Consider the following 17,646-nt stretch of genomic DNA (forward strand, 5'->3'; position numbering starts at 1 on the left):
TCCTCACTTGACGGCGCCGAAGGTGAGACCGCGCACCAGCTGGCGCTGGGTCAGCCAGCCGAAGACCAGGATGGGCGCGATGGCGAGGAGGGACGCGGCCGAGAGCTTGGCCCAGAACAGCCCCTCGGGGCTCGAGAAGGACGCGATCAGCTGGGTCAGCGGCGCGGCCTTCGACGTGGTCAGGTTGAGGCTCCAGAACGCCTCGTTCCAGCACAGGATCACCGACAGGAGCGCGGTCGAGGCGATGCCGGGCAGGGTCAGCGGCAGCAGCAGGTAGCGGATCTGGTCGCCGACCTTGGCGCCGTCCATGCGCGCCGCTTCCAGGATCTCGTGCGGCACGTCCTTGAAGAAGGAGTAGAGCATCCACACCACGATCGGCAGGTTCGACAGGGTGAACAGGATGATCAGGCCGAGCCGCGTGTCGAGCAGCGAGAGGTCGCGGAAGATCAGGTACATCGGCACCAGGACGCCTACTGCCGGCAGCATCTTGGTGGACAGCATCCAGAGCAGCAGGTCCTTGGTGCGCTTGTTCGGGAAGAAGGCGGCGGCATAGGCGGCCGGCACCGCGATCAAGATCGCCAGCACGGTGGCGCCGAGCGCCTCGATCACCGAGTTCATCGCGAACAGCGGGTAGTTGGCGCGCTGGTTGACCGCGGCGAAATTCTCCAGCGTCGGCGTGAAGAACAGCTTGGGCGGGGTCGCGATCGCGTCGATCTCCGACTTGAAGGCGGCGATCGTCATCCACAGGATCGGGAAGAACATCACGAAGGCGCTGCCCCAGCCGAGGAGCGCGATCGCGACGCGGGTGGTGCGGGACTGCTTCAGGGCCATCGCCGCCTCCTCACTTGTCCAGGTTGCGCGCGACGGTGCGGATCAGGAAGGCGGCGACGATATTGGCGAGCACGATCGCCACCACGCCGGCGGCCGAGGCCCCGCCCACGTCCCAGCGCAGCAGCGCCTTGATGTAGATGAAGTAGGTCAGCGTGCTGGTCTGCGTGCCCGGGCCGCCCGAGGTGGTGACCTGGATCTCGGCGAAGACCGCCAGCAGGAAGATGCACTCGATCATCACCACGACCGAGATCGGGCGCATCAGGTGCGGCAGCACGATGTGCCAGAGCATCGCCGGGCCCTTGGCACCGTCCATGCGCGCCGCCTCCATCTGCTCGCGGTCGAGCGACTGCATGGCGGTGAGGAGAATCAGCGTGGCGAAGGGGATCCACTGCCAGGCGACGATGATCACGATCGACGTCATCGGCAGGTTGGTGAACCAGTCGACCGCGGGGAACCCCAGACTCTTGGCGATCCAGGCGAACAGGCCGTTCACCGGGTGCATCAGGAGGTTCTTCCAGATCAGCGCGCTCACCGTCGGCATCACGAAGAAGGGCGCGATGACCAGGAGGCGCGCGACGTCGCGGCCGAAGAAGGGCTGGTCGAACAGGACGGCGAAGAAGACGCCGAACACGATGGTGACGATCAGCACCGAGCCGACCAGGACCAGCGTGTTCCAGATCGAGATCCAGATCGCCGAGGTGGTGAACAGCAGCTCGTAGTTCCGAAGGCCGGCGAAGCCGGTCACCATCGGATTGAGCAGGTTGTAGCGCTGCAGCGAGAACCACAGGGTCATCGCCAGCGGCACGATCATCCACAGGAGGAGCAGGGTGACGGCCGGGGCGAGCAGCGGGCCGGTGCGCACGGCCCGTCCGCCGCGGGCGCGGCGCGGCGTGGCGATGGTGGCGTTCGTCATCGGGGTCCTCCGGCGACGTCGGGGGCCGCGCCGAGGCGCGCCCGGTCCGGGGCGGTGCGGGGAAGGAGGGGCCTGCCGCGGGGCGGCGGCCGTCGGACGGCGCGAAACGAGGCTCCGGCCGGCAACGCGTGCCGGCCGGAGCGGTCGTCCACCGGACCGGCGCCCCGGGAGAGGGGAGGGCGCCGGCCGGGGGCGTCGGCTCACTGGATGTAGCCGGCTTCCGTCATGGTCTGGACGGCCTGCTCCTGGGCGGCGGCGAGGGCGGCGTCGACCGTCTGCTCACCGGCGAGCGCCGAGGCGACCAGCTGGCCGACCGTGGTGCCGAGGCCCTGGAACTCGGGGATCGCGACGAACTGGACGCCGGTGTAGGGCACCGGATCCTTGGTCGGATGCGCCGGGTCGGCCGCCAGGATCGCCTTGATCACCGTGTCGGCGAACGGGGCGGCCTTGACGTACTCGGGGTTCTCGTAGGTCGACTTGCGGGTGCCCGGGGGCGCCGCGACCCAGCCCTCGGACTGGCCGACCAGCTTGACGTAGTCCTTGGAGGTCGCCCACTTCAGGAAGGACTTGGCGGCTTCCTGCTTGGTGGAGGACGCCGGCACCGCGAGCGCCCAGGCCCAGGCCCAGCCGGCGCCATTCGGCGTCACCGAGATCGGCGCCTTGGCGAAGGCGGTCTTGTCGGCGACCTTGGACTCCTTCGGGTTGTAGATGTAGCCGGCGGCCGAGGTGGCGTCGACCCACATGGCGCAGTGGCCCGTGGCGAACAGCGCGCGGTTCTCGTTGTGGCCGTTGGAGGTGGCGCCCGGCGGGCCGTACTTGGTCATGATGTCGACGTAGTAGCCGACCGCCGACTTCCAGGCGTCGCTGTCGAGCTGCGGCTGCCACTTCTCGTCGAACCAGCGGCCGCCGAAGGTGTTCACCAGCGTGCCGACGAAGGCCATGTTCTCGCCCCAGCCCGGCTTGCCGCGCAGGCAGATGCCGTACTGTTCCTTGGACTTGTCGGTCAGCTTCTCGGCGAACTTGGTGATGTCGTCGTAGGTCGGCTGCTCGGGCATGGTCAGCCCGGCGGCATCGAAGAGGTCCTTGCGGTAGAAGGTGAAGGAGCTCTCGGCGTAGAAGGGCACGGCGTAGAGCTTGCCGTCGGACGACAGCGAGTTGCGCACCGGCTCGAAGATGTCGGCGTAGTCGTAGTCGTCGCCGAGGTCGTCCATCGGCGCGAGCCAGCCGGCCTTGCCCCAGATCGGCGTCTCGTAGGCGCCGATGGTCAGGACGTCGAACTGGCCGCCCTTGGTGGCGATGTCCGTGGTCACGCGCTGACGCAGGACGTTCTCCTCGAGGACGACCCAGTTCAGCTTGTTGCCGGTCGCCTTCTCCCACTCGGGCGCCAGCTTCTGCATGATGATCATGTCGGAGTTGTTGACCGTGGCGATGGTCAGCTCCTCGGCGACCGACGGTGCGGCCGACACGAGCGCGCCGATACCGGCGAGCAGCGTCGCCCCGAGCATGCGGGTTGTGAAGCTCAAGTGATCCTCCCACTTTACGAGCGAACACGCACTTGTTGCCGTGCGTAAAGTTTTATCCCCCGGGGCTGCGGCGCTGTCAAGGGCCGGTCGCATTTTTCCCGGTGCGCACCGCTTGCACCCCGATCCCCCGTAACGCACCAGCCCGCGGTCGGTTCCGGCCGTGCGTATCTTCGCGCGCGGGAACCCATAACTTGACGCGCCCCAAGACGATCGTCATGCTCGCGAACGGAATCCGCGTCGTCGTGCCGATCGAGGGGGAGATCGCCGGCATGATCCCTTCGGCGGCATGGCCAAAAATGCGGCATCGATGCTAGGACTGGGATCGACGTCCCGAGCCCGACGCCGTTTCATTCCCATCTCTCGCGCGTGATGCCGATCGTGACTTCGCAAGACAGCACCGCCACCTCGGAAAAGCCGATCCGCACGATGGAGGACTTCGCCGCCTTCGTGGGGCTGTCGCGCCCGACGGTGTCGAAGTACTTCAACGATCCGCATTCGGTGCGCCCGCGCACCCGGGAGGTGATCGAGGCGGCGATCCGCGTCTCCGGCTTCCAGCCCAACCTGTTCGCGGTCAACCTCAACCGGCGCCGCACCAACATCCTCGGCCTGGTGATGCCGCACATCGACCCGTTCTACGCCGAGCTCCGGCGGCGGATCGAGAGCATCGCCGAGCAGTCGGGCTACCTCTGCTTCTCGCTGAGTTCGGACGGCAATCCCGAGCTCGAGCAGCGTGCGATCGAGACCTTCAAGTCGCTCAACGTCGCCGGTGCGATCATCGCGCCGGTCGGCATCCGCTCGCACCACGCGGCGCTCGAGAGCCTCGGCCGGTCGATCCCGCTGGTCTACGTCGACTCCCCGCTCGACGAATCCTCGAGCTTCGTCGGCACCAACAACCGGCAGAGCTTCGAGCTGATCGTCGACTACCTGATCCGCTCCGGCGAGCCGCCGTGCTACCTGCCGATGCCGAGCGTCAACAACAACGCGATCGCCCGGCAGGCCGCCTATGTCGCGGCCATGGAGCGGGTCGGGCTGGAGCCGCGCGTGCTGCCGGTCACCCCGGTCGAGACCTGGGACTTCGAGCGCTTCGCCTTCGAGGAGAGCGTGCGCATCGTCCGCGACGGCGGCTTTCCGACCGCCACCGTGCTGTGCGCCTGCGACCGGCTCGCCTTCGGCGTGCTCGCCGCCTGTTTCCAGGCCGGCCTCAGGATCGGTCACGGCCTCGACATCCGCGTCGCCGGCCACGACGACCAGCCGCTGTCGCGCTACACCTGCCCGCCGCTGACGACGGTGGCGCAGAACACCGGCGAGATCGGCCGTCTCGCCATCGACCTCCTGTTCCAGAAGATGGGCGACGACGTGCCGGTGCCGCCCGCCGCGGACGGCTCGGAGCGCATCCTGCTCAACGCCGAGCTGATGCTGCGCAGCTCGGCCTGATCGCGCCGAAACTTTCGGTGCGGAAAAGGATTTGTTGACACGAATAAAGTCCGGGCCCATTTTGCCCACGATCCGGGCACGCCGGACGGATGATTGTCGTTCCTCGCGGCACGTCCGGCGGTCCGACGCCGGCGGCCGCCCTGCTGGTTGCCCGATGACCGCCACCCTGCTCGCACCGGAAAGCCTCGGCCCCACCGTCACCGTGGGCGAGATCCTCGTGGAGGTGATGGCCTCCGAACCCGGCGACGGCTTCCTGGAGCCGATCACGTTGGTCGGCCCCTATCCGAGCGGCGCGCCGGCGATCTTCATCGATCAGGTCGCGAAGGCGGGCGCGTCGGCGGGTATCGTCGCCGCCGTCGGCGACGACGACTTCGGCCGCCTCAACGTCCGCCGCCTCGCCGCCGACGGCGTCGACGTCTCCGCGATCGCCGTCTCGCCCGACCGGCCGACCGGCAGCGCCTTCGTGCGCTACCGGCCCGACGGCGGCCGCGACTTCGTCTTCAACATCGCCCACAGCGCCGCCGGCGAGATCGCGCGGACGGCGGCGGTCGACGCGCTGATCGCACGGGCCGGCCACGTCCACGTCATGGGCTCGGCGCTGTCGATGGCGACGGCCTGGCCGGTGCTCGAGGCCGCGCTCGACACGGTGCGCCGGCGCGGCGGCACCGTCTCGTTCGACCCGAACCTGCGCAAGGAGCTGTTGCGCGGCGGCGAGATCCTCGAGCGCTTCCGCAAGGTGCTCGCGGTCACCGACCTGTTCCTGCCCTCGGCGGAGGAGATCTTCCTCGCCGCCCCCGGGGCCGCCACCGAGGCGGACGCCGTCGCCGAGCTCCTCGGCCGCGGCATCCGCGAGGTCGTGGTCAAGCACGGCGCCGCCGGCGCGTCGCGCCACGGCGCCGACGGCGGCGTGCACCGGCAGGCGGCCTTTCCGGTCGTCGAGGTCGACCCGACCGGCGCCGGCGACTGCTTCGCCGGGGCCTACGTCGCCGCGCTCCGGCTCGGCCGGGCGCCGGCAGAGGCGCTGCGGCTCGCCGCCGCCGCCGGCGCGCGCAACGTCACCCGCCGCGGGCCGATGGAGGGCACCTCCACCATGGCCGAACTCGAAGCCTTCGCCGCCGCCTCCGGAGCCTGACCCATGCTCGAAACGCTCGCCGCCGCCCGCCGCGCCGGCCGTCCCGTCGGCATCCCGTCGGTCTGCACCGCCCACGACGCCGTGCTGCGGGCGACGCTCGCCCGCGGCCGGCGGAGCGGCGCCCACGTGCTGATCGAGGCGACCTGCAACCAGGTCAACCAGGAGGGCGGCTACACCGGCATGACGCCGGCGGACTTCCGCCGCTTCGTCGACCGGCTCGCCGCCGAGGAGGGCGTAGCCCCCGGCGGCCTCACCCTCGGCGGCGACCATCTCGGCCCCAATCCATGGCGCAAGCGCTCCGCCGACGAGGCGATGGACAAGGCGCGTGCCATGGTCGCCGACTATGTCGCCGCCGGCTTCGGCAAGATCCACCTCGACGCCAGCATGGGCTGCGCCGGCGAACCGGCCGCCCTCGACGACGAGGCGACCGCCGCGCGCGCGGTGTCGCTGGCCGCCGTCGCCGAGCGCACGGCTCGGGACGCCGGCCTGCCGCCGCCGGTCTACGTGATCGGCACCGAGGTGCCGGTGCCCGGCGGCGCCGACCACGTGCTCTCGACCGTGACGCCGACCAGCCTCGCGGCGGCACGGCACACGGTCGCGGTCCATCGCGAGGTGTTCGCCGAGGCGGGCCTTTCCGAGGCGTTCGGGCGGGTGATCGCCGTGGTGGTCCAGCCTGGCGTCGAGTTCGGCAACGACAACGTCGTCGCCTACGACCCGCCGGCGGCGCGCGACCTCGTGCGCCTGCTCGACGAGGAGCCAGGCCTCGTGTTCGAGGCCCACTCGACCGACTACCAGAGCGTCGCCGCGCTGACCGCGCTGGTGCGCGACGGCTTCCCGATCCTCAAAGTGGGCCCCGGCGTCACCTTCGCGCTGCGCGAGGCGCTCTACGGCCTCGACCTGATCGCCGGCGAACTCGTCGACGGTCGCGGTCCGCGCGAGCTCCGCGACACCATGGAGGCGCTGATGACGGCCGAGCCCGGCCACTGGGCGTCGCACTACCACGGAACGCCCGCGGTGCTGCGCCTGCAGCGCCATTACAGCTACTCCGACCGGATCCGCTACTACTGGCAGCATCCGGACGCGGTGGCCGCGGTCGCCCGGCTGCACGCTGCGCTCGACGGCGTCGCGATCCCGGATACGCTGACGAGCCAGTTCCTGCCACGGCTCGCCGGCGCTCCCGGAGGATCGCGCGATCTCGCGATGGCGGCGGTCGACCTGGTGCTCGCCGACTACGCCACGGCCGCCGCGGGCTGATCCGCGCCGGCGGGGGAGGGGGACCGATCGCGGGCGGCGGGCGTTGACGGGGAGATCCCCGGCCGGCCGCCGGCCGCGGAACAGAGCGAGAGGATTTAGCCTTGGATGCCCGACCGACCATCACCCTTTCCGACGGCCGCCGAATCCCGCAGGTCGGGCTCGGCGTCTGGCAGACCCCGGACGACGGCGCCGTCGAGGCCGTCCGCGCCGCGCTGGCAGCGGGCTACCGCCACGTCGACACCGCCGCGATCTACAGCAACGAGCGCGGCGTCGGCGAGGGGCTGCGCGCCTCGGGCGTGCCGCGCGAGGACGTCTTCGTCACCACCAAGCTCTGGAACGACGACCAGGGCTACGATCAGGCCCTGCGCGCCTTCGACGCCAGCCTCGGGCGTCTCGGCCTCGATTACGTCGACCTCTACCTGATCCACTGGCCGGCGCCGCGCCGGGACCTTTACGTCGACAGCTGGCGCGCGCTGATCCGCCTGCGCGAGGAGGGCCGGGCGCGCTCGATCGGCGTCTCCAACTTCACCGCCGACCATCTCCGGCGCATCGTCGCCGAGACCGGCGTGCCGCCGGTGCTGAACCAGATCGAGCTGCATCCGCGCTTCCAGCAGGGCGCGTTGCGGGCGGCCGGCGCCAAGCTCGGCGTCGCCACCGAATCCTGGAGCCCGCTCGGCCAGGGCCGGCTGCTCGCCGATCCCGCCATCACGGCGATCGCCGCCAAGCACGGCCGCACGCCGGCCCAGGTGATCGTGCGCTGGCACGTCGAATCCGGGCTGATCGTGATCCCGAAGTCGGTGAACCCCGCGCGCATCGCCGAGAATTTCGACGTGTTCGGCTTCGCGCTGGACGCCGACGACCGCGCCGCCATCGCCGGCCTCGACGACCCCGACGGCCGGATCGGTCCGGACCCGACGACCGCGACCTTCTGAGCGGCCCGCGCCTCGGTGCATGCCGCCGCGTGGACCCGAGTGCGGGTGCGCGCGGCGGAAATCAGCCATTCACATGTCATTAACCATAACCGTTCGACGGCGGATCTTTTTCCGTTGCGTCGGGTTGACCTGCCGACGAGGGCAACTTTCCGGAGAGACGGCGGACGGATCGAGCCATGTGGACGGAGACGATGACCACCAGACCCAAACTCTCGCACGATCTGCAGCGCCAGATCGGCACCATCCTGCAGCGCGCCCACGAGGGCGTGCTCGACGAGCCGCTGCCGGCGCGGATGCGCGGCCTGCTAGAGCGCCTCGACGGCCGCGGCGAGCCCGACCACCTCGAGGCGCGGCAGGGCGACGAACCCGCACGGCGGCACTGACGACGACGCGGCCGGACCGGCGCACGATGCGCGCGGGCCCGGCCGGGAGACGCCTCAGGCGTCGGCGAGACGCCCGGTGACGGCGTCGCGGATCTCGTCGAGGATGGCGGGATCGTCGATGGTGGCGGGCATGCGATAGGTCTCGCCGTCGGCGATCTGGCGCATGGTGCCGCGCAGGATCTTGCCGGAGCGGGTCTTCGGCAGCCGGTCCACGGTGATCGCCAGCTTGAAGGCGGCGACCGGACCGATCTTGTCGCGGACGAGCTTCACCAGCTCCTTCTCGATTTCGGCGCGCGGCGTGGTCACGCCGGCCTTCAGCACCACGAAGCCGCAGGGCGCCTGACCCTTGAGCGCGTCGTGGACGCCGATCACCGCGCATTCGGCCACGGCGGGGTGGCTCGCCAGCACCTCTTCCATCGCGCCGGTCGACAGCCGGTGGCCGGCGACGTTGATGATGTCGTCGGTGCGCGACATGATGAAGAGATAGCCGTCCTCGTCCATGAAGCCGGCGTCGGCGGTCTTGTAGTAGCCGGGGAACTCCTCGAGATAGGAGCGCACGAAGCGCTCGTCGGCGTTCCACAGCGTCGGGAGGCAGGACGGCGGCAGCGGCAGCTTGACCACGATGTTGCCGAGCTTGCCGGCCGGGACCGGGTGGCCGGCGTCGTCGAGGATCTCGACGGCGTAGCCGGGCATCGGCACCGTCGGCGAGCCGTGCTTGACCGGCAGCATGCCGAGACCGACCGGGTTGGCGGCGATCGCCCAGCCGGTTTCCGTCTGCCACCAGTGGTCGACCACCGGCACCTTCAGCTTGTCCTCGGCCCACTTGACGGTGTCCGGGTCGGCGCGCTCGCCGGCGAGGAACAGGGTGCGCAGGCTGGAGAGGTCGTAGCGGCCGATCAGGACGCCCTCCGGGTCCTCCTTCTTGATCGCGCGGAAGGCGGTCGGCGCGGTGAACAGCGCCGAGATCCGGTATTCCTCGACCATGCGCCAGAAGGCGCCGGCGTCCGGCGTGCCGACCGGCTTGCCCTCGTAGACCACCGTGGTCGCCCCGATCAGAAGCGGGGCGTAGACGATGTAGCTGTGGCCGACCACCCAGCCGACGTCGGAGGCGGCCCAGAACACCTCGCCGGGCTCGATGTCGTAGATCGCCTTCATCGACCACGCCAGCGCCGCCATGTGGCCGCCGGTGTCGCGGACGACGCCCTTCGGCTGGCCGGTGGTGCCGGAGGTGTAGAGGATGTAGCAGGGGTCGGTCGCCTCGACGGGCACGCAGGGCACCGGCCGACCGCGGGCGGTCTCCATGGCGTCGGCCAGGTCGAAGTCGCGGCCGGGCTGCAGCGCGGCCTGGACCTGCGGGCGCTGGAACACCAGCACGCTCGACGGCTTGTGCTCGGAGGCGGCGATCGCCTCGTCGAGCAGCGGCTTGTAGGCGACCAGCCGGTTCGGCTCGATGCCGCAGGAGGCGGCGACGATCACCTTGGGCTTGGCGTCGTCGATGCGGGTGGCGAGTTCGCGGGCGGCGAAGCCGCCGAACACCACCGAGTGGATCGCTCCGATGCGGGCGCAGGCGAGCATTGCCATCACCGCCTGCGGGATCATCGGCATGTAGACGATGACGCGGTCGCCCTTGCCGACGCCGTGGTCGGCGAGCACGGCGGCGAGCGCGGTGACCTCGGCGGTCAGCTCGGCGTAGCTGTAGCGGGCCTTCCGGCCGGTGATCGGGCTGTCGTAGATGAGGGCGGTGCGCTCGCCGTGACCGGCGGCGACGTGGCGGTCGAGGCAGTTCCAGGCGGTGTTGGTGGTCGCGCCCTTGAACCAGCGGCCGTAGGGGCCGTCGGCGGGATCGAACACCGCGTCCCAGTAGCGCGTCCAGTCGATGGCGGCGGCGGCCGTCTTCCAGAATCCCTCCGGGTCCGCCTTCCAGGCGGCGTAGACTTCGGCGTAACGGCTCACGGTTTCCTCCCCGCGCATGTCGTCGGCTGTTTTCCGCCCGTGTCACGGGCGATGCAAGCGCGGGACGCTCACACTTTCGGGTGTAAGACTTTCGTGGATCGGGAAATGGGCGTAGGTCTGGCCGGCCTTCCCGCTCCCCGATTCCCCGGCCCATGATCACCGACCCGCTCTTCTACGTGGCCGCCGTTCCGGCGGTCGCCCTCGCCGGCCTGTCCAAGGGCGGCTTCGGCGGCGCCTTCGGCTTCGCCGCGGTGCCGCTGATGGCGCTGGTGATCTCGCCGGTGCAGGCCGCCGGACTGATGCTGCCGATTCTTCTCGTGATGGACGTGGTCGCCGTCGCGGCCTACCGCCGCCGCTTCGACCGCGCGATCGTGATCCGGCTGCTGCCGGCCGGTCTGTTCGGCACCTTCCTCGGCTGGCTCACCGCCAGCGTGGTGCCGGAGGACGCGGTGCGCATCGTCGTCGGCACGATCGCGCTCGCGTTCCTCGCGCGGCTGTGGCTGTTCGAGCACTGGCGCCGCCGGGCCGCACCCTCGGCGGAGGGCTTCTCCACGGCGAAGCGGCCGTCGTTCCTGTCGGCCCAGGTCTGGGGCACGCTCGCCGGCTACACCAGCTTCGTCGCCCACGCCGGCGGACCGCCCTACCAGACCTACGTCGTGCCGCTGCGCCTCGATCCGGTGATGTACGCCGGCTCGTCGGCGATCTTCTTCGCCATCCTCAACGCGGTGAAGGTGGTGCCCTACGCCGCCCTCGGCCAGTTCGGCACCGAGACGCTGGCGACCGCGGCGGTGCTCGCCCCGCTCGCGGTGGTCTCCACCTTCGTCGGCGTCCGGATCGTGACCGTGATCGACGAGCGGGCGTTCTACCGGATCCTGGTCTGGTCGATCCTCGCGGTGGCGGTCAAGTTGATCTGGGACGGTGTCGCCGGGCTGGTGTGACCGGTGCGGCGAAACGTGCCGCTTCCGTTCATGTCCGCTTCAGGAACGCTCGTTTAGACGTCGTCGCATCGGTGGAGAGCCGGGTGCGGCAGGTCCCGCGCCGGCCGGTCGCCGTTCCAGGACCCGCGAGTGACCATGTCTTCCAAGCCGACATCAAGCCGCGACAACGGCATCGACGTGCTGCGCGGCTTCGCGCTGCTGTCGATCTTCGTCAACCACATCCCGAACAACGTGCTGGAACCCTTCACGCACAAGAATTTCGGGCTGTCGGATTCGGCGGAGCTGTTCGTACTGCTCGCCGGCGTCGCGGCCGCCTTCGCCTATTTCCGCGGCTTCGCCGCCGGGCGGCCGTTGCTGGCCGTCGGCCGCACGCTGAAGCGGGCCGGCACGCTCTACGTCGCGCACCTGTCCTCGACGGTGGTCGGCATGGCGATCTTCGCCCTCGGTGTCCTCCTCTACGACAAGCCCGAACTGTTCGACGAGATCCGGCTGAACCTGATCCGCGACGACTTCTTCCACGCCCTGGTCGGTCTGCCGCTGATGACCTACCAGATCGGCTACCACAACATCCTGCCGATGTACGTCTGCCTGCTGGTGGTGGTCGGGCCGATGATGCTGCTCGCCTCGGTCGGGCCGCGGGTGATGCTGGCGGTCTCGGTCGCGCTCTACGCGGCCACCCAGGTGTTCGGCTGGAACATGCCGAACTTCCCCGACGCCGGCGGCTGGTTCTTCAACCCCTTCGCCTGGCAGCTGATCTTCGCGATCGGCTTCTTCGTCGGCCTGCGCGTCCTCGAGAAGCGCACGCCGGTGCCCTATTCCCGGCCGCTGTGGTGGGCGGCGCTCGCCTATCTCGTCGGCGCCTGCATCTTCCACCGCTGGAACTTCTACGGCACCATCCCCGAGATCCCGTTCCTGCCGCACAACTTCCAGATCAACGAGAAGCCCTGGGTCGCTGCGCCCCGGCTCGCGCACATCCTGTCGCTCGCCTACGTGGTCGGCCACAGCCCGGTGATGGGCTGGCTGCGCGGGCTTTCGACCACCAACCCGCTCGCCCTCCTAGGGCGCAACGCGCTGCCGGTGTTCTGGGTGGGCACCGCGCTGTCGATGGTCGGCAACGTGCTGATGCTCGCCCGCGGGCTCTCGGTCGGCGAACAGCTCGCCTATCTCGCCGTCGGTGCCGCGGTGCAGATCGGGCTCGCCTACGGCCTCGACCGCCTCCAGGCGGCCGAGAAGGCGCGCAAGGCCCGTGCAGCCGCGCCGGCAACGCTGTCGATGCCCGCCGGCTTCGCGCCGCTGCCGACGCCCTGAGCGGCGGCGGCCCCTCGCGGACGCGACGCCCGGCGGCGGCCGAACCCATCGCGGAAACGAAAAACGCCGCGGTCCCGTGGGGCCGCGGCGTCCTCGTTCAGAGAGGGGGATCTCGGACCGATCGTCTTCAGTGCACCGTCTGCGACAGCTTGGCGATCTCGTCCTTCAGATGCAGTTTCCGTCGCTTGAGCTCCTTGAGCCGTACGGCATCCACGCTCGGGTGCTGGTGGGCTTCCTCCAGCTCTCGTTCGAGAGCGGCATGGCGCCGCTCGAGCTCGGCAATGTGCGACTGAATCGACATCAGGGCCTCCTTCCGTGATCGCATCGACAAGGAAAAGTCTGTCACGAGACCGTCGTGTTGTCGACCGCAATCCGTGTGGCGGCGAAATAAAAAATCCGTGAGACCGGTAAACATTGAAAGAAAATTATAAAAGCCATGGTATTTCGCCCACCGTCGGTTGCGGGCGACCGGGGCGTCCGTGCGCGGACGGTCCTTCGGCGCCCCGCCCCCGAGGCGCCGTGGCATCATGACACGAGATGGGGGCGCCCGTCCCGAAGTTGAAGGGGCCCGGTGCGATCCGAGTTCGAGACCCGCTGAAAGTCCTCGGCGATTCTGGTATAGGTCGTGTCACGAGGGGGGCGGCCCGGTGCGGCCGCGCGCAACGACGTGTTCGTGAAGGGTGTGGCGTATGACCGAGCACGAGGAGCAGCAGGTCCGGATCGAACTCGCACGCCTGAGGCAGGAGCATCGCGACCTCGACGCCGCGATCGCGGCCATGGTCGCGCTCGGCTCGGGCGACACGATCCAGATCCAGCGGCTGAAGAAGCGCAAGCTCGTGCTCAAGGACCGCATCCAGTTCCTCGAGGACCAGATCGTCCCCGACATCATCGCTTGAACCGGGCCCCGCGCGGCCGGTCCGTTGGCTCTGGAGAATCGGCGCGCGCGCCCGCGCGCTTGCCGGCGGCGCGCATTTCCGCTACTCGCCGGGGCCTCGCGACCCGTCCGGCGCCCGGCGCCGGCCAGTCACGTCCGGCGCCCGGCGCCGGCCAGTTTGCAGGAGGCCGTCCCGCCGTGACCACGACGCCGCCGATCGCCATCATCATGGGCAGCCAGTCCGACTGGGCGACCATGCGCCACGCCGCCGAGACGCTGGACCGGCTCGGCGTCGGCTACGACGCCCGCATCGTCTCGGCCCACCGCACCCCGGACCGGCTCTACGACTTCGCCAAGGGGGCGAAGGCCGCTGGCTACAAGGTGATCGTGGCCGGGGCCGGCGGCGCCGCCCACCTGCCGGGCATGACCGCGGCGCTGACGCCGCTGCCGGTATTCGGCGTGCCGGTCGAGAGCAAGGCGCTCTCCGGCGTCGACAGCCTGCATTCGATCGTGCAGATGCCCGGCGGCATCCCGGTCGGTACGCTTGCGATCGGCAAGCCCGGGGCGATCAACGCGGCGCTGATCGCCGCCGCCGTGCTCGCCCTGTCCGATCCCGACCTCGCCGACCGGCTCGACGCCTTCCGGGCGGCGCAGACGGCGGCGGTCGCCGAGGTGCCCGTCGATGAAGCCTGAGGCTCTTCCCCCCGGTTCCGTGATCGGCATGCTCGGTGGCGGCCAGCTCGGGCGGATGATGGCGCTCGCCGCCGCCCGGCTCGGCCTTCGCGTCCACGTCTACTGCCCCGATCCGGCGAGCCCGGCCTTCGAGGTGGCGGCCGCGCACACCGTCGCGGCCTACGACGACGCGGCCGCGCTGGCCGCCTTCGCCGAGGCGGTCGACGTCGTCACCTACGAGTTCGAGAACGTGCCGGCGGCGACGGCCGCCGTGCTGGCCGCGCACCGGCCGCTGTTCCCGGACGCCCACGCGCTCGCCACCGCCCAGGACCGCGTCGCCGAGAAGACCTTCCTGCGCGCGGCCGGCGTCGCCGTCGCCGACTTCCACGCGATCGACGGCGTCGGCGACGTCGACGCGGCGATCGCGACTTGCGGCCTGCCGGCGATCCTGAAGACCCGCCGCTTCGGCTACGACGGCAAGGGCCAGGCCAAGGTCGCGACGCGCGACAACCTCGTCGCCGCGGTCGCCGCCCTCGGCGGCCGCGACCTCGTGCTGGAGCGGCTGGTGCCCTTCGCGCTCGAGCTGTCGGCGATCGTGGTGCGCGGCGCGGCCGGCGACGTCGCCGTCTACGACGTCGGCGAGAATCGCCACGAGAACCACATCCTCAAGGAGACGGTGGTGCCCGCCCGTGTCGCGCCGGAGACGCGCGCCGCCGCCGACGCCCTCGGCCGGCGGATCGCGGAGCGGCTCGGCTACGTCGGCGTGCTCGGCGTCGAGATGTTCCTGGTGCGCGACGAGGCCGGCGAGCGGCTCGTCGTCAACGAACTGGCGCCGCGGGTGCACAATTCCGGCCACTGGACCGAGGACGGCGCGGTCACATCGCAGTTCGAGAACCACGTCCGTGCCGTCGCCGGCTGGCCGATCGGCTCGACCGCGCGCACCGGCGACACCGTGATGGAGAACCTGATCGGCGACGAGGCCGCCGACTGGCTCGCCATCGTCTCGGACCCGGACGCGCGGCTGCACCTCTACGGCAAGACCGAGGCGCGGCCCGGCCGCAAGATGGGCCACGTCAACCGCGTCCGGCGCTGACGGCGGGTCACGCCGCGCGGGCCGAGGCGACGGCACGGACCTCGAAGGGCTGGATCGCGACGGTGCCGGCGCGCACCGTCAGCGCGGTCTGCGCCGGCAGCGCCTGCCAGCCGCCGTGATCGTCGTCGAGCGGTTCGGAGACCACGGTGACGTCGCCGTCGGCGACGCGCCAGTAGAGCGTCGGCGGCCGGTCGTCGGAGGCGTAGCGCACCGCGGTCAGCGTCTCGCCGTCGGCGAGGGCGGCGGCGACGCGCAGCGGTTCCGCGACGCCGGCCTCCGCCATCGCGCCCCGGATCGCACCGAGGGCGTCGGCGAGCGCCGCGGCCGGGTCCTCGGCGAGGCGGTCGCGGTCGAGCATCAGGAAGATCGCCTCGCTGTCGGTGGTGCCGCGGCGTTCGGCGTAGCGCTCGTCGGGCAGCATCGCCTCGACGCGCCGGCGCAGCCGCTCCCAGCCGCCGATCTGGCCGTTGTGCATGAACAGCCAGCGGCCGCTCGTGAAGGGGTGGCAGTTGGCCCGGCTGGTGGCGGTCCCGGTCGAGGCGCGGACGTGAGCGAAGAACAGCGGCGAGGCGATCTGGCGGCAGAGGCTCCGGAGGTTGTCGTCGCTCCAGGCCGGCAGGATGTCGCGGTAGACGCCGGGCTCGGCGAAGGAGCCGTACCAGCCGACGCCGAAGCCGTCGCCGTTGGTGGCGGCGATGCACTCGTTGGCCGAGTGGCTCTGGTGCACCAGCGAGTGGCAGGGACGGCAGACCAGGGTCTCGAGGAAGATCGGGCGCCCGGAATAGGCGAGCCACCGGCACATGGACGAGCGGACCTCCGTTGCGGCGCGCCCACCCGAATCGGCGGCGCGGCCTCGTCGATTCCCTCAGCTTGAGCCGTGGCGGATTGACGGCGGATGAACGGATCGGCCGCCCGCGGATGGACATCGGCGGCGCCGTCTGCTATCCAGCGCGCACTCGCGCGGTGGTCCCACCGCGGCGGACGGCTTCGGCTATCCGCATTCGACAGTCGTCAGCGTCGCGTTTCGATCGCCCGGTCCGTGGGGTGTTCGGTGCACCTCGCCGTCCCGGGTCCGGCCGCGACCGTTCACGGGAAGAACCGAGCGTGCAGGTACTCGTCCGCGACAACAACGTCGACCAGGCTCTCAAGGCGCTGAAGAAGAAGCTGCAGCGCGAGGGCGTCTTCCGCGAAATGAAGCTCCGCGGCCACTACGAGAAGCCCTCCGAGAAGAAGGCGCGCGAGAAGGCCGAGGCGGTCCGGCGCGCCCGCAAGCTGGCGCGCAAGCGCGCCCAGCGCGAGGGCCTCGTGGCCGCGCGGCCGGCACGGGCGCGCTGACCGGCGCCGAACCGGCCACACGGGTCCGGGCCGGGCGGCCTTTCGACGGAAAGGCGCCCGCCGGTTCGATTTTTCGCCGTTTCCGGAGGTGGTTCCGGGCGGCCGATACGCTATTCTGCCTCGAGACGAATCCGAACCCCGGCCCGCGGCCGGCGCTGGGCTGCGACGACGCCCGCACGAGGAGTGACTGGATGACGCCGACCGCCCGCCGACCCGTCCGTTCCGGAGCGGCCGCCGCCCTCCTCGCCGCGCTGGCGCTCGCCGGCTGCGGATCGACGGACGACGGTCCCCGGATCGCGCTGGCGCCGATCGACGCCAACGTCGGCTCGGAGGCGAACATCGGCTCGCTGACCGCGGCGATCCAGCAGAACCCGCAGAACGCCGCCAACTACAACGTCCGCGGCAGCGCCTTCGGCAAGTCCGGCCGCCTGCAGGACGCGCTCGCCGACTTCACCACCGCGATCCGGCTCGATCCGCGCTTCCATCAGGCCTACACCAACCGCGCGCTGATCTACCGCCAGCTCGGCCAGCCGCAGCAGGCGCTCGCCGACTACAATCAGGCGATCCAGATCAACCCGTCCTACGCCGCCGCCTATCTCGGCCGCGGCACGATCTACCGGCAGTCCGGCCAGTACGACTTCGCCATGGCCGATCTGAACCAGGCGATCCAGCTCAACACCTCGGAGGCGCGCGCCTACTACAACCGCGCCCTGATCTACCAGGTCCGCAACGACCACGCCCGCGCCTCGAGCGACCTCGACGCCGCCATCGCGCTCGATCCCACCTCGTCCGAGCCCTACAACGCCCGCGGCCTCAGCGAACTCGCGCTCGGCGACAACAAGGCCGCCCTGACCGACTTCGCCGCCGCGGTGAACCGCAACAAGAAGTCGGCGGTGTTCTGGACCAATCTCGGCATCGCCCAAGTCCGCACGGGCGACGTCGCCACCGGCCGCAACTCGATCAACCGCGCGCTGGTGCTCGACCCGAAGTACAAGCCGGCCCGCGACGCGCTGGCGACCGAGCGCGGCGCGTCCTGAGGCGCCGCCGCGCCGTCGGCCGCGTCCCGTAAGG

General features: G+C 70.7%; 18 protein-coding genes. 12 read left to right on the forward strand and 6 right to left on the reverse strand.

Going from position 1 to position 17,646, the window contains the following annotated elements; all coding sequences use genetic code 11:
* Positions 1-3: 3 nt before the first annotated feature.
* The 3 genes from EDD54_RS09370 to EDD54_RS09380 form a co-directional block, all read right to left on the reverse strand.
* Complete coding sequence (locus tag EDD54_RS09370; RefSeq protein WP_126540921.1) at positions 4-831, reverse strand: carbohydrate ABC transporter permease; 828 nt, start codon at positions 829-831, stop codon at positions 4-6.
* 10 nt (positions 832-841) lie between these two features.
* Positions 842-1,744, reverse strand: a complete 903-nt coding sequence (locus tag EDD54_RS09375) for a carbohydrate ABC transporter permease (protein ID WP_126540922.1) — start codon at positions 1,742-1,744, stop codon at positions 842-844.
* A 200-nt stretch (positions 1,745-1,944) separates the two neighbouring features.
* Complete coding sequence (locus EDD54_RS09380) at positions 1,945-3,249, reverse strand: ABC transporter substrate-binding protein (protein WP_126541930.1); 1,305 nt, start codon at positions 3,247-3,249, stop codon at positions 1,945-1,947.
* A 444-nt stretch (positions 3,250-3,693) separates the two neighbouring features.
* Here EDD54_RS09380 and EDD54_RS09385 point away from each other — a divergent pair, with 444 nt between their 5' ends.
* The 5 genes from EDD54_RS09385 (at position 3,694) to EDD54_RS09405 (ending at position 8,402) form a co-directional block, all read left to right on the forward strand.
* Complete coding sequence (locus tag EDD54_RS09385; protein ID WP_126541931.1) at positions 3,694-4,701, forward strand: LacI family DNA-binding transcriptional regulator; 1,008 nt, start codon at positions 3,694-3,696, stop codon at positions 4,699-4,701.
* Positions 4,702-4,855: 154 nt separating this feature from the next.
* The gene (locus EDD54_RS09390; protein WP_126540923.1) at positions 4,856-5,833 is read left to right on the forward strand and encodes a tagatose kinase; all 978 of its coding nucleotides are present in this window, start codon (positions 4,856-4,858) and stop codon (positions 5,831-5,833) included.
* 3 nt (positions 5,834-5,836) lie between these two features.
* The gene (locus EDD54_RS09395) at positions 5,837-7,087 is read left to right on the forward strand and encodes a D-tagatose-bisphosphate aldolase, class II, non-catalytic subunit (protein ID WP_126540924.1); all 1,251 of its coding nucleotides are present in this window, start codon (positions 5,837-5,839) and stop codon (positions 7,085-7,087) included.
* Between the two features lie 101 nt (positions 7,088-7,188).
* Positions 7,189-8,019 (forward strand): aldo/keto reductase, encoded by an 831-nt coding sequence (locus tag EDD54_RS09400; protein WP_126540925.1) that lies wholly within the window; start codon positions 7,189-7,191, stop codon positions 8,017-8,019.
* A 191-nt stretch (positions 8,020-8,210) separates the two neighbouring features.
* Complete coding sequence (locus EDD54_RS09405; RefSeq protein WP_126540926.1) at positions 8,211-8,402, forward strand: NepR family anti-sigma factor; 192 nt, start codon at positions 8,211-8,213, stop codon at positions 8,400-8,402.
* Between the two features lie 54 nt (positions 8,403-8,456).
* On the opposite strand, the gene EDD54_RS09410 is transcribed toward EDD54_RS09405, so the two are convergent.
* A complete protein-coding gene (locus EDD54_RS09410) occupies positions 8,457-10,373 on the reverse strand; it encodes a propionyl-CoA synthetase (protein WP_126540927.1) in 1,917 nt (638 codons plus the stop codon).
* Between the two features lie 134 nt (positions 10,374-10,507).
* On the opposite strand from EDD54_RS09410, the gene EDD54_RS09415 reads away from it, so the two are divergent.
* Positions 10,508-11,293 (forward strand): sulfite exporter TauE/SafE family protein, encoded by a 786-nt coding sequence (locus tag EDD54_RS09415; protein ID WP_126540928.1) that lies wholly within the window; start codon positions 10,508-10,510, stop codon positions 11,291-11,293.
* A 135-nt stretch (positions 11,294-11,428) separates the two neighbouring features.
* The gene (locus EDD54_RS09420) at positions 11,429-12,601 is read left to right on the forward strand and encodes an OpgC family protein (RefSeq protein WP_245515740.1); all 1,173 of its coding nucleotides are present in this window, start codon (positions 11,429-11,431) and stop codon (positions 12,599-12,601) included.
* 127 nt (positions 12,602-12,728) lie between these two features.
* Here the strand turns inward: EDD54_RS09420 and EDD54_RS09425 are convergent, their stop codons facing one another.
* Complete coding sequence (locus tag EDD54_RS09425; protein ID WP_126540930.1) at positions 12,729-12,902, reverse strand: YdcH family protein; 174 nt, start codon at positions 12,900-12,902, stop codon at positions 12,729-12,731.
* 388 nt (positions 12,903-13,290) lie between these two features.
* On the opposite strand from EDD54_RS09425, the gene EDD54_RS09430 reads away from it, so the two are divergent.
* The 3 genes from EDD54_RS09430 to EDD54_RS09440 all read left to right on the forward strand — a co-directional run bounded on the left by EDD54_RS09430 (position 13,291) and on the right by EDD54_RS09440 (position 15,240).
* A complete protein-coding gene (locus tag EDD54_RS09430; protein WP_126540931.1) occupies positions 13,291-13,497 on the forward strand; it encodes a YdcH family protein in 207 nt (68 codons plus the stop codon).
* A 206-nt stretch (positions 13,498-13,703) separates the two neighbouring features.
* Positions 13,704-14,168, forward strand: coding sequence for a 5-(carboxyamino)imidazole ribonucleotide mutase (purE, locus tag EDD54_RS09435; protein WP_126541932.1), 465 nt, complete (start codon positions 13,704-13,706; stop codon positions 14,166-14,168).
* Positions 14,158-15,240, forward strand: a complete 1,083-nt coding sequence (locus tag EDD54_RS09440) for a 5-(carboxyamino)imidazole ribonucleotide synthase (protein WP_126540932.1) — start codon at positions 14,158-14,160, stop codon at positions 15,238-15,240. Before purE ends, EDD54_RS09440 begins: the two co-directional genes overlap by 11 nt.
* A 7-nt stretch (positions 15,241-15,247) precedes the next feature.
* Here the strand turns inward: EDD54_RS09440 and EDD54_RS09445 are convergent, their stop codons facing one another.
* On the reverse strand, positions 15,248-16,042 hold the full coding sequence (locus EDD54_RS09445) for a class II glutamine amidotransferase (protein WP_126540933.1): 795 nt from the start codon (positions 16,040-16,042) through the stop codon (positions 15,248-15,250).
* Positions 16,043-16,344: 302 nt separating this feature from the next.
* Here EDD54_RS09445 and rpsU point away from each other — a divergent pair, with 302 nt between their 5' ends.
* Positions 16,345-16,575, forward strand: coding sequence for a 30S ribosomal protein S21 (gene rpsU, locus EDD54_RS09450; RefSeq protein ID WP_126540934.1), 231 nt, complete (start codon positions 16,345-16,347; stop codon positions 16,573-16,575).
* 191 nt (positions 16,576-16,766) lie between these two features.
* Positions 16,767-17,612 (forward strand): tetratricopeptide repeat protein, encoded by an 846-nt coding sequence (locus EDD54_RS09455; RefSeq protein WP_126540935.1) that lies wholly within the window; start codon positions 16,767-16,769, stop codon positions 17,610-17,612.
* Positions 17,613-17,646 lie beyond the last annotated feature (34 nt).

This window comes from Oharaeibacter diazotrophicus (genome assembly GCF_004362745.1).
In the GTDB taxonomy this organism is placed as follows: Bacteria; Pseudomonadota; Alphaproteobacteria; order Rhizobiales; family Pleomorphomonadaceae; genus Oharaeibacter; species Oharaeibacter diazotrophicus.

Bases quoted from the DNA above. Each gene is read 5' to 3' on its own strand.
- EDD54_RS09370 (WP_126540921.1), bottom strand. From the start codon at position 831: ATGGCCCTGAAGCAGTCCCGCACCACCCGCGTCGCGATCGCGCTCCTC.
- EDD54_RS09375 (WP_126540922.1), bottom strand. From the start codon at position 1,744: ATGACGAACGCCACCATCGCCACGCCGCGCCGCGCCCGCGGCGGACGG.
- EDD54_RS09380 (WP_126541930.1), bottom strand. From the start codon at position 3,249: ATGCTCGGGGCGACGCTGCTCGCCGGTATCGGCGCGCTCGTGTCGGCC.
- EDD54_RS09385 (WP_126541931.1), top strand. From the start codon at position 3,694: ATGGAGGACTTCGCCGCCTTCGTGGGGCTGTCGCGCCCGACGGTGTCG.
- EDD54_RS09390 (WP_126540923.1), top strand. From the start codon at position 4,856: ATGACCGCCACCCTGCTCGCACCGGAAAGCCTCGGCCCCACCGTCACC.
- EDD54_RS09395 (WP_126540924.1), top strand. From the start codon at position 5,837: ATGCTCGAAACGCTCGCCGCCGCCCGCCGCGCCGGCCGTCCCGTCGGC.
- EDD54_RS09405 (WP_126540926.1), top strand. From the start codon at position 8,211: ATGACCACCAGACCCAAACTCTCGCACGATCTGCAGCGCCAGATCGGC.
- EDD54_RS09410 (WP_126540927.1), bottom strand. From the start codon at position 10,373: ATGCGCGGGGAGGAAACCGTGAGCCGTTACGCCGAAGTCTACGCCGCC.
- EDD54_RS09415 (WP_126540928.1), top strand. From the start codon at position 10,508: ATGATCACCGACCCGCTCTTCTACGTGGCCGCCGTTCCGGCGGTCGCC.
- EDD54_RS09420 (WP_245515740.1), top strand. From the start codon at position 11,429: ATGTCTTCCAAGCCGACATCAAGCCGCGACAACGGCATCGACGTGCTG.
- EDD54_RS09425 (WP_126540930.1), bottom strand. From the start codon at position 12,902: ATGTCGATTCAGTCGCACATTGCCGAGCTCGAGCGGCGCCATGCCGCT.
- EDD54_RS09430 (WP_126540931.1), top strand. From the start codon at position 13,291: ATGACCGAGCACGAGGAGCAGCAGGTCCGGATCGAACTCGCACGCCTG.
- purE (WP_126541932.1), top strand. From the start codon at position 13,704: ATGGGCAGCCAGTCCGACTGGGCGACCATGCGCCACGCCGCCGAGACG.
- EDD54_RS09440 (WP_126540932.1), top strand. From the start codon at position 14,158: ATGAAGCCTGAGGCTCTTCCCCCCGGTTCCGTGATCGGCATGCTCGGT.
- EDD54_RS09445 (WP_126540933.1), bottom strand. From the start codon at position 16,042: ATGTGCCGGTGGCTCGCCTATTCCGGGCGCCCGATCTTCCTCGAGACC.
- EDD54_RS09455 (WP_126540935.1), top strand. From the start codon at position 16,767: ATGACGCCGACCGCCCGCCGACCCGTCCGTTCCGGAGCGGCCGCCGCC.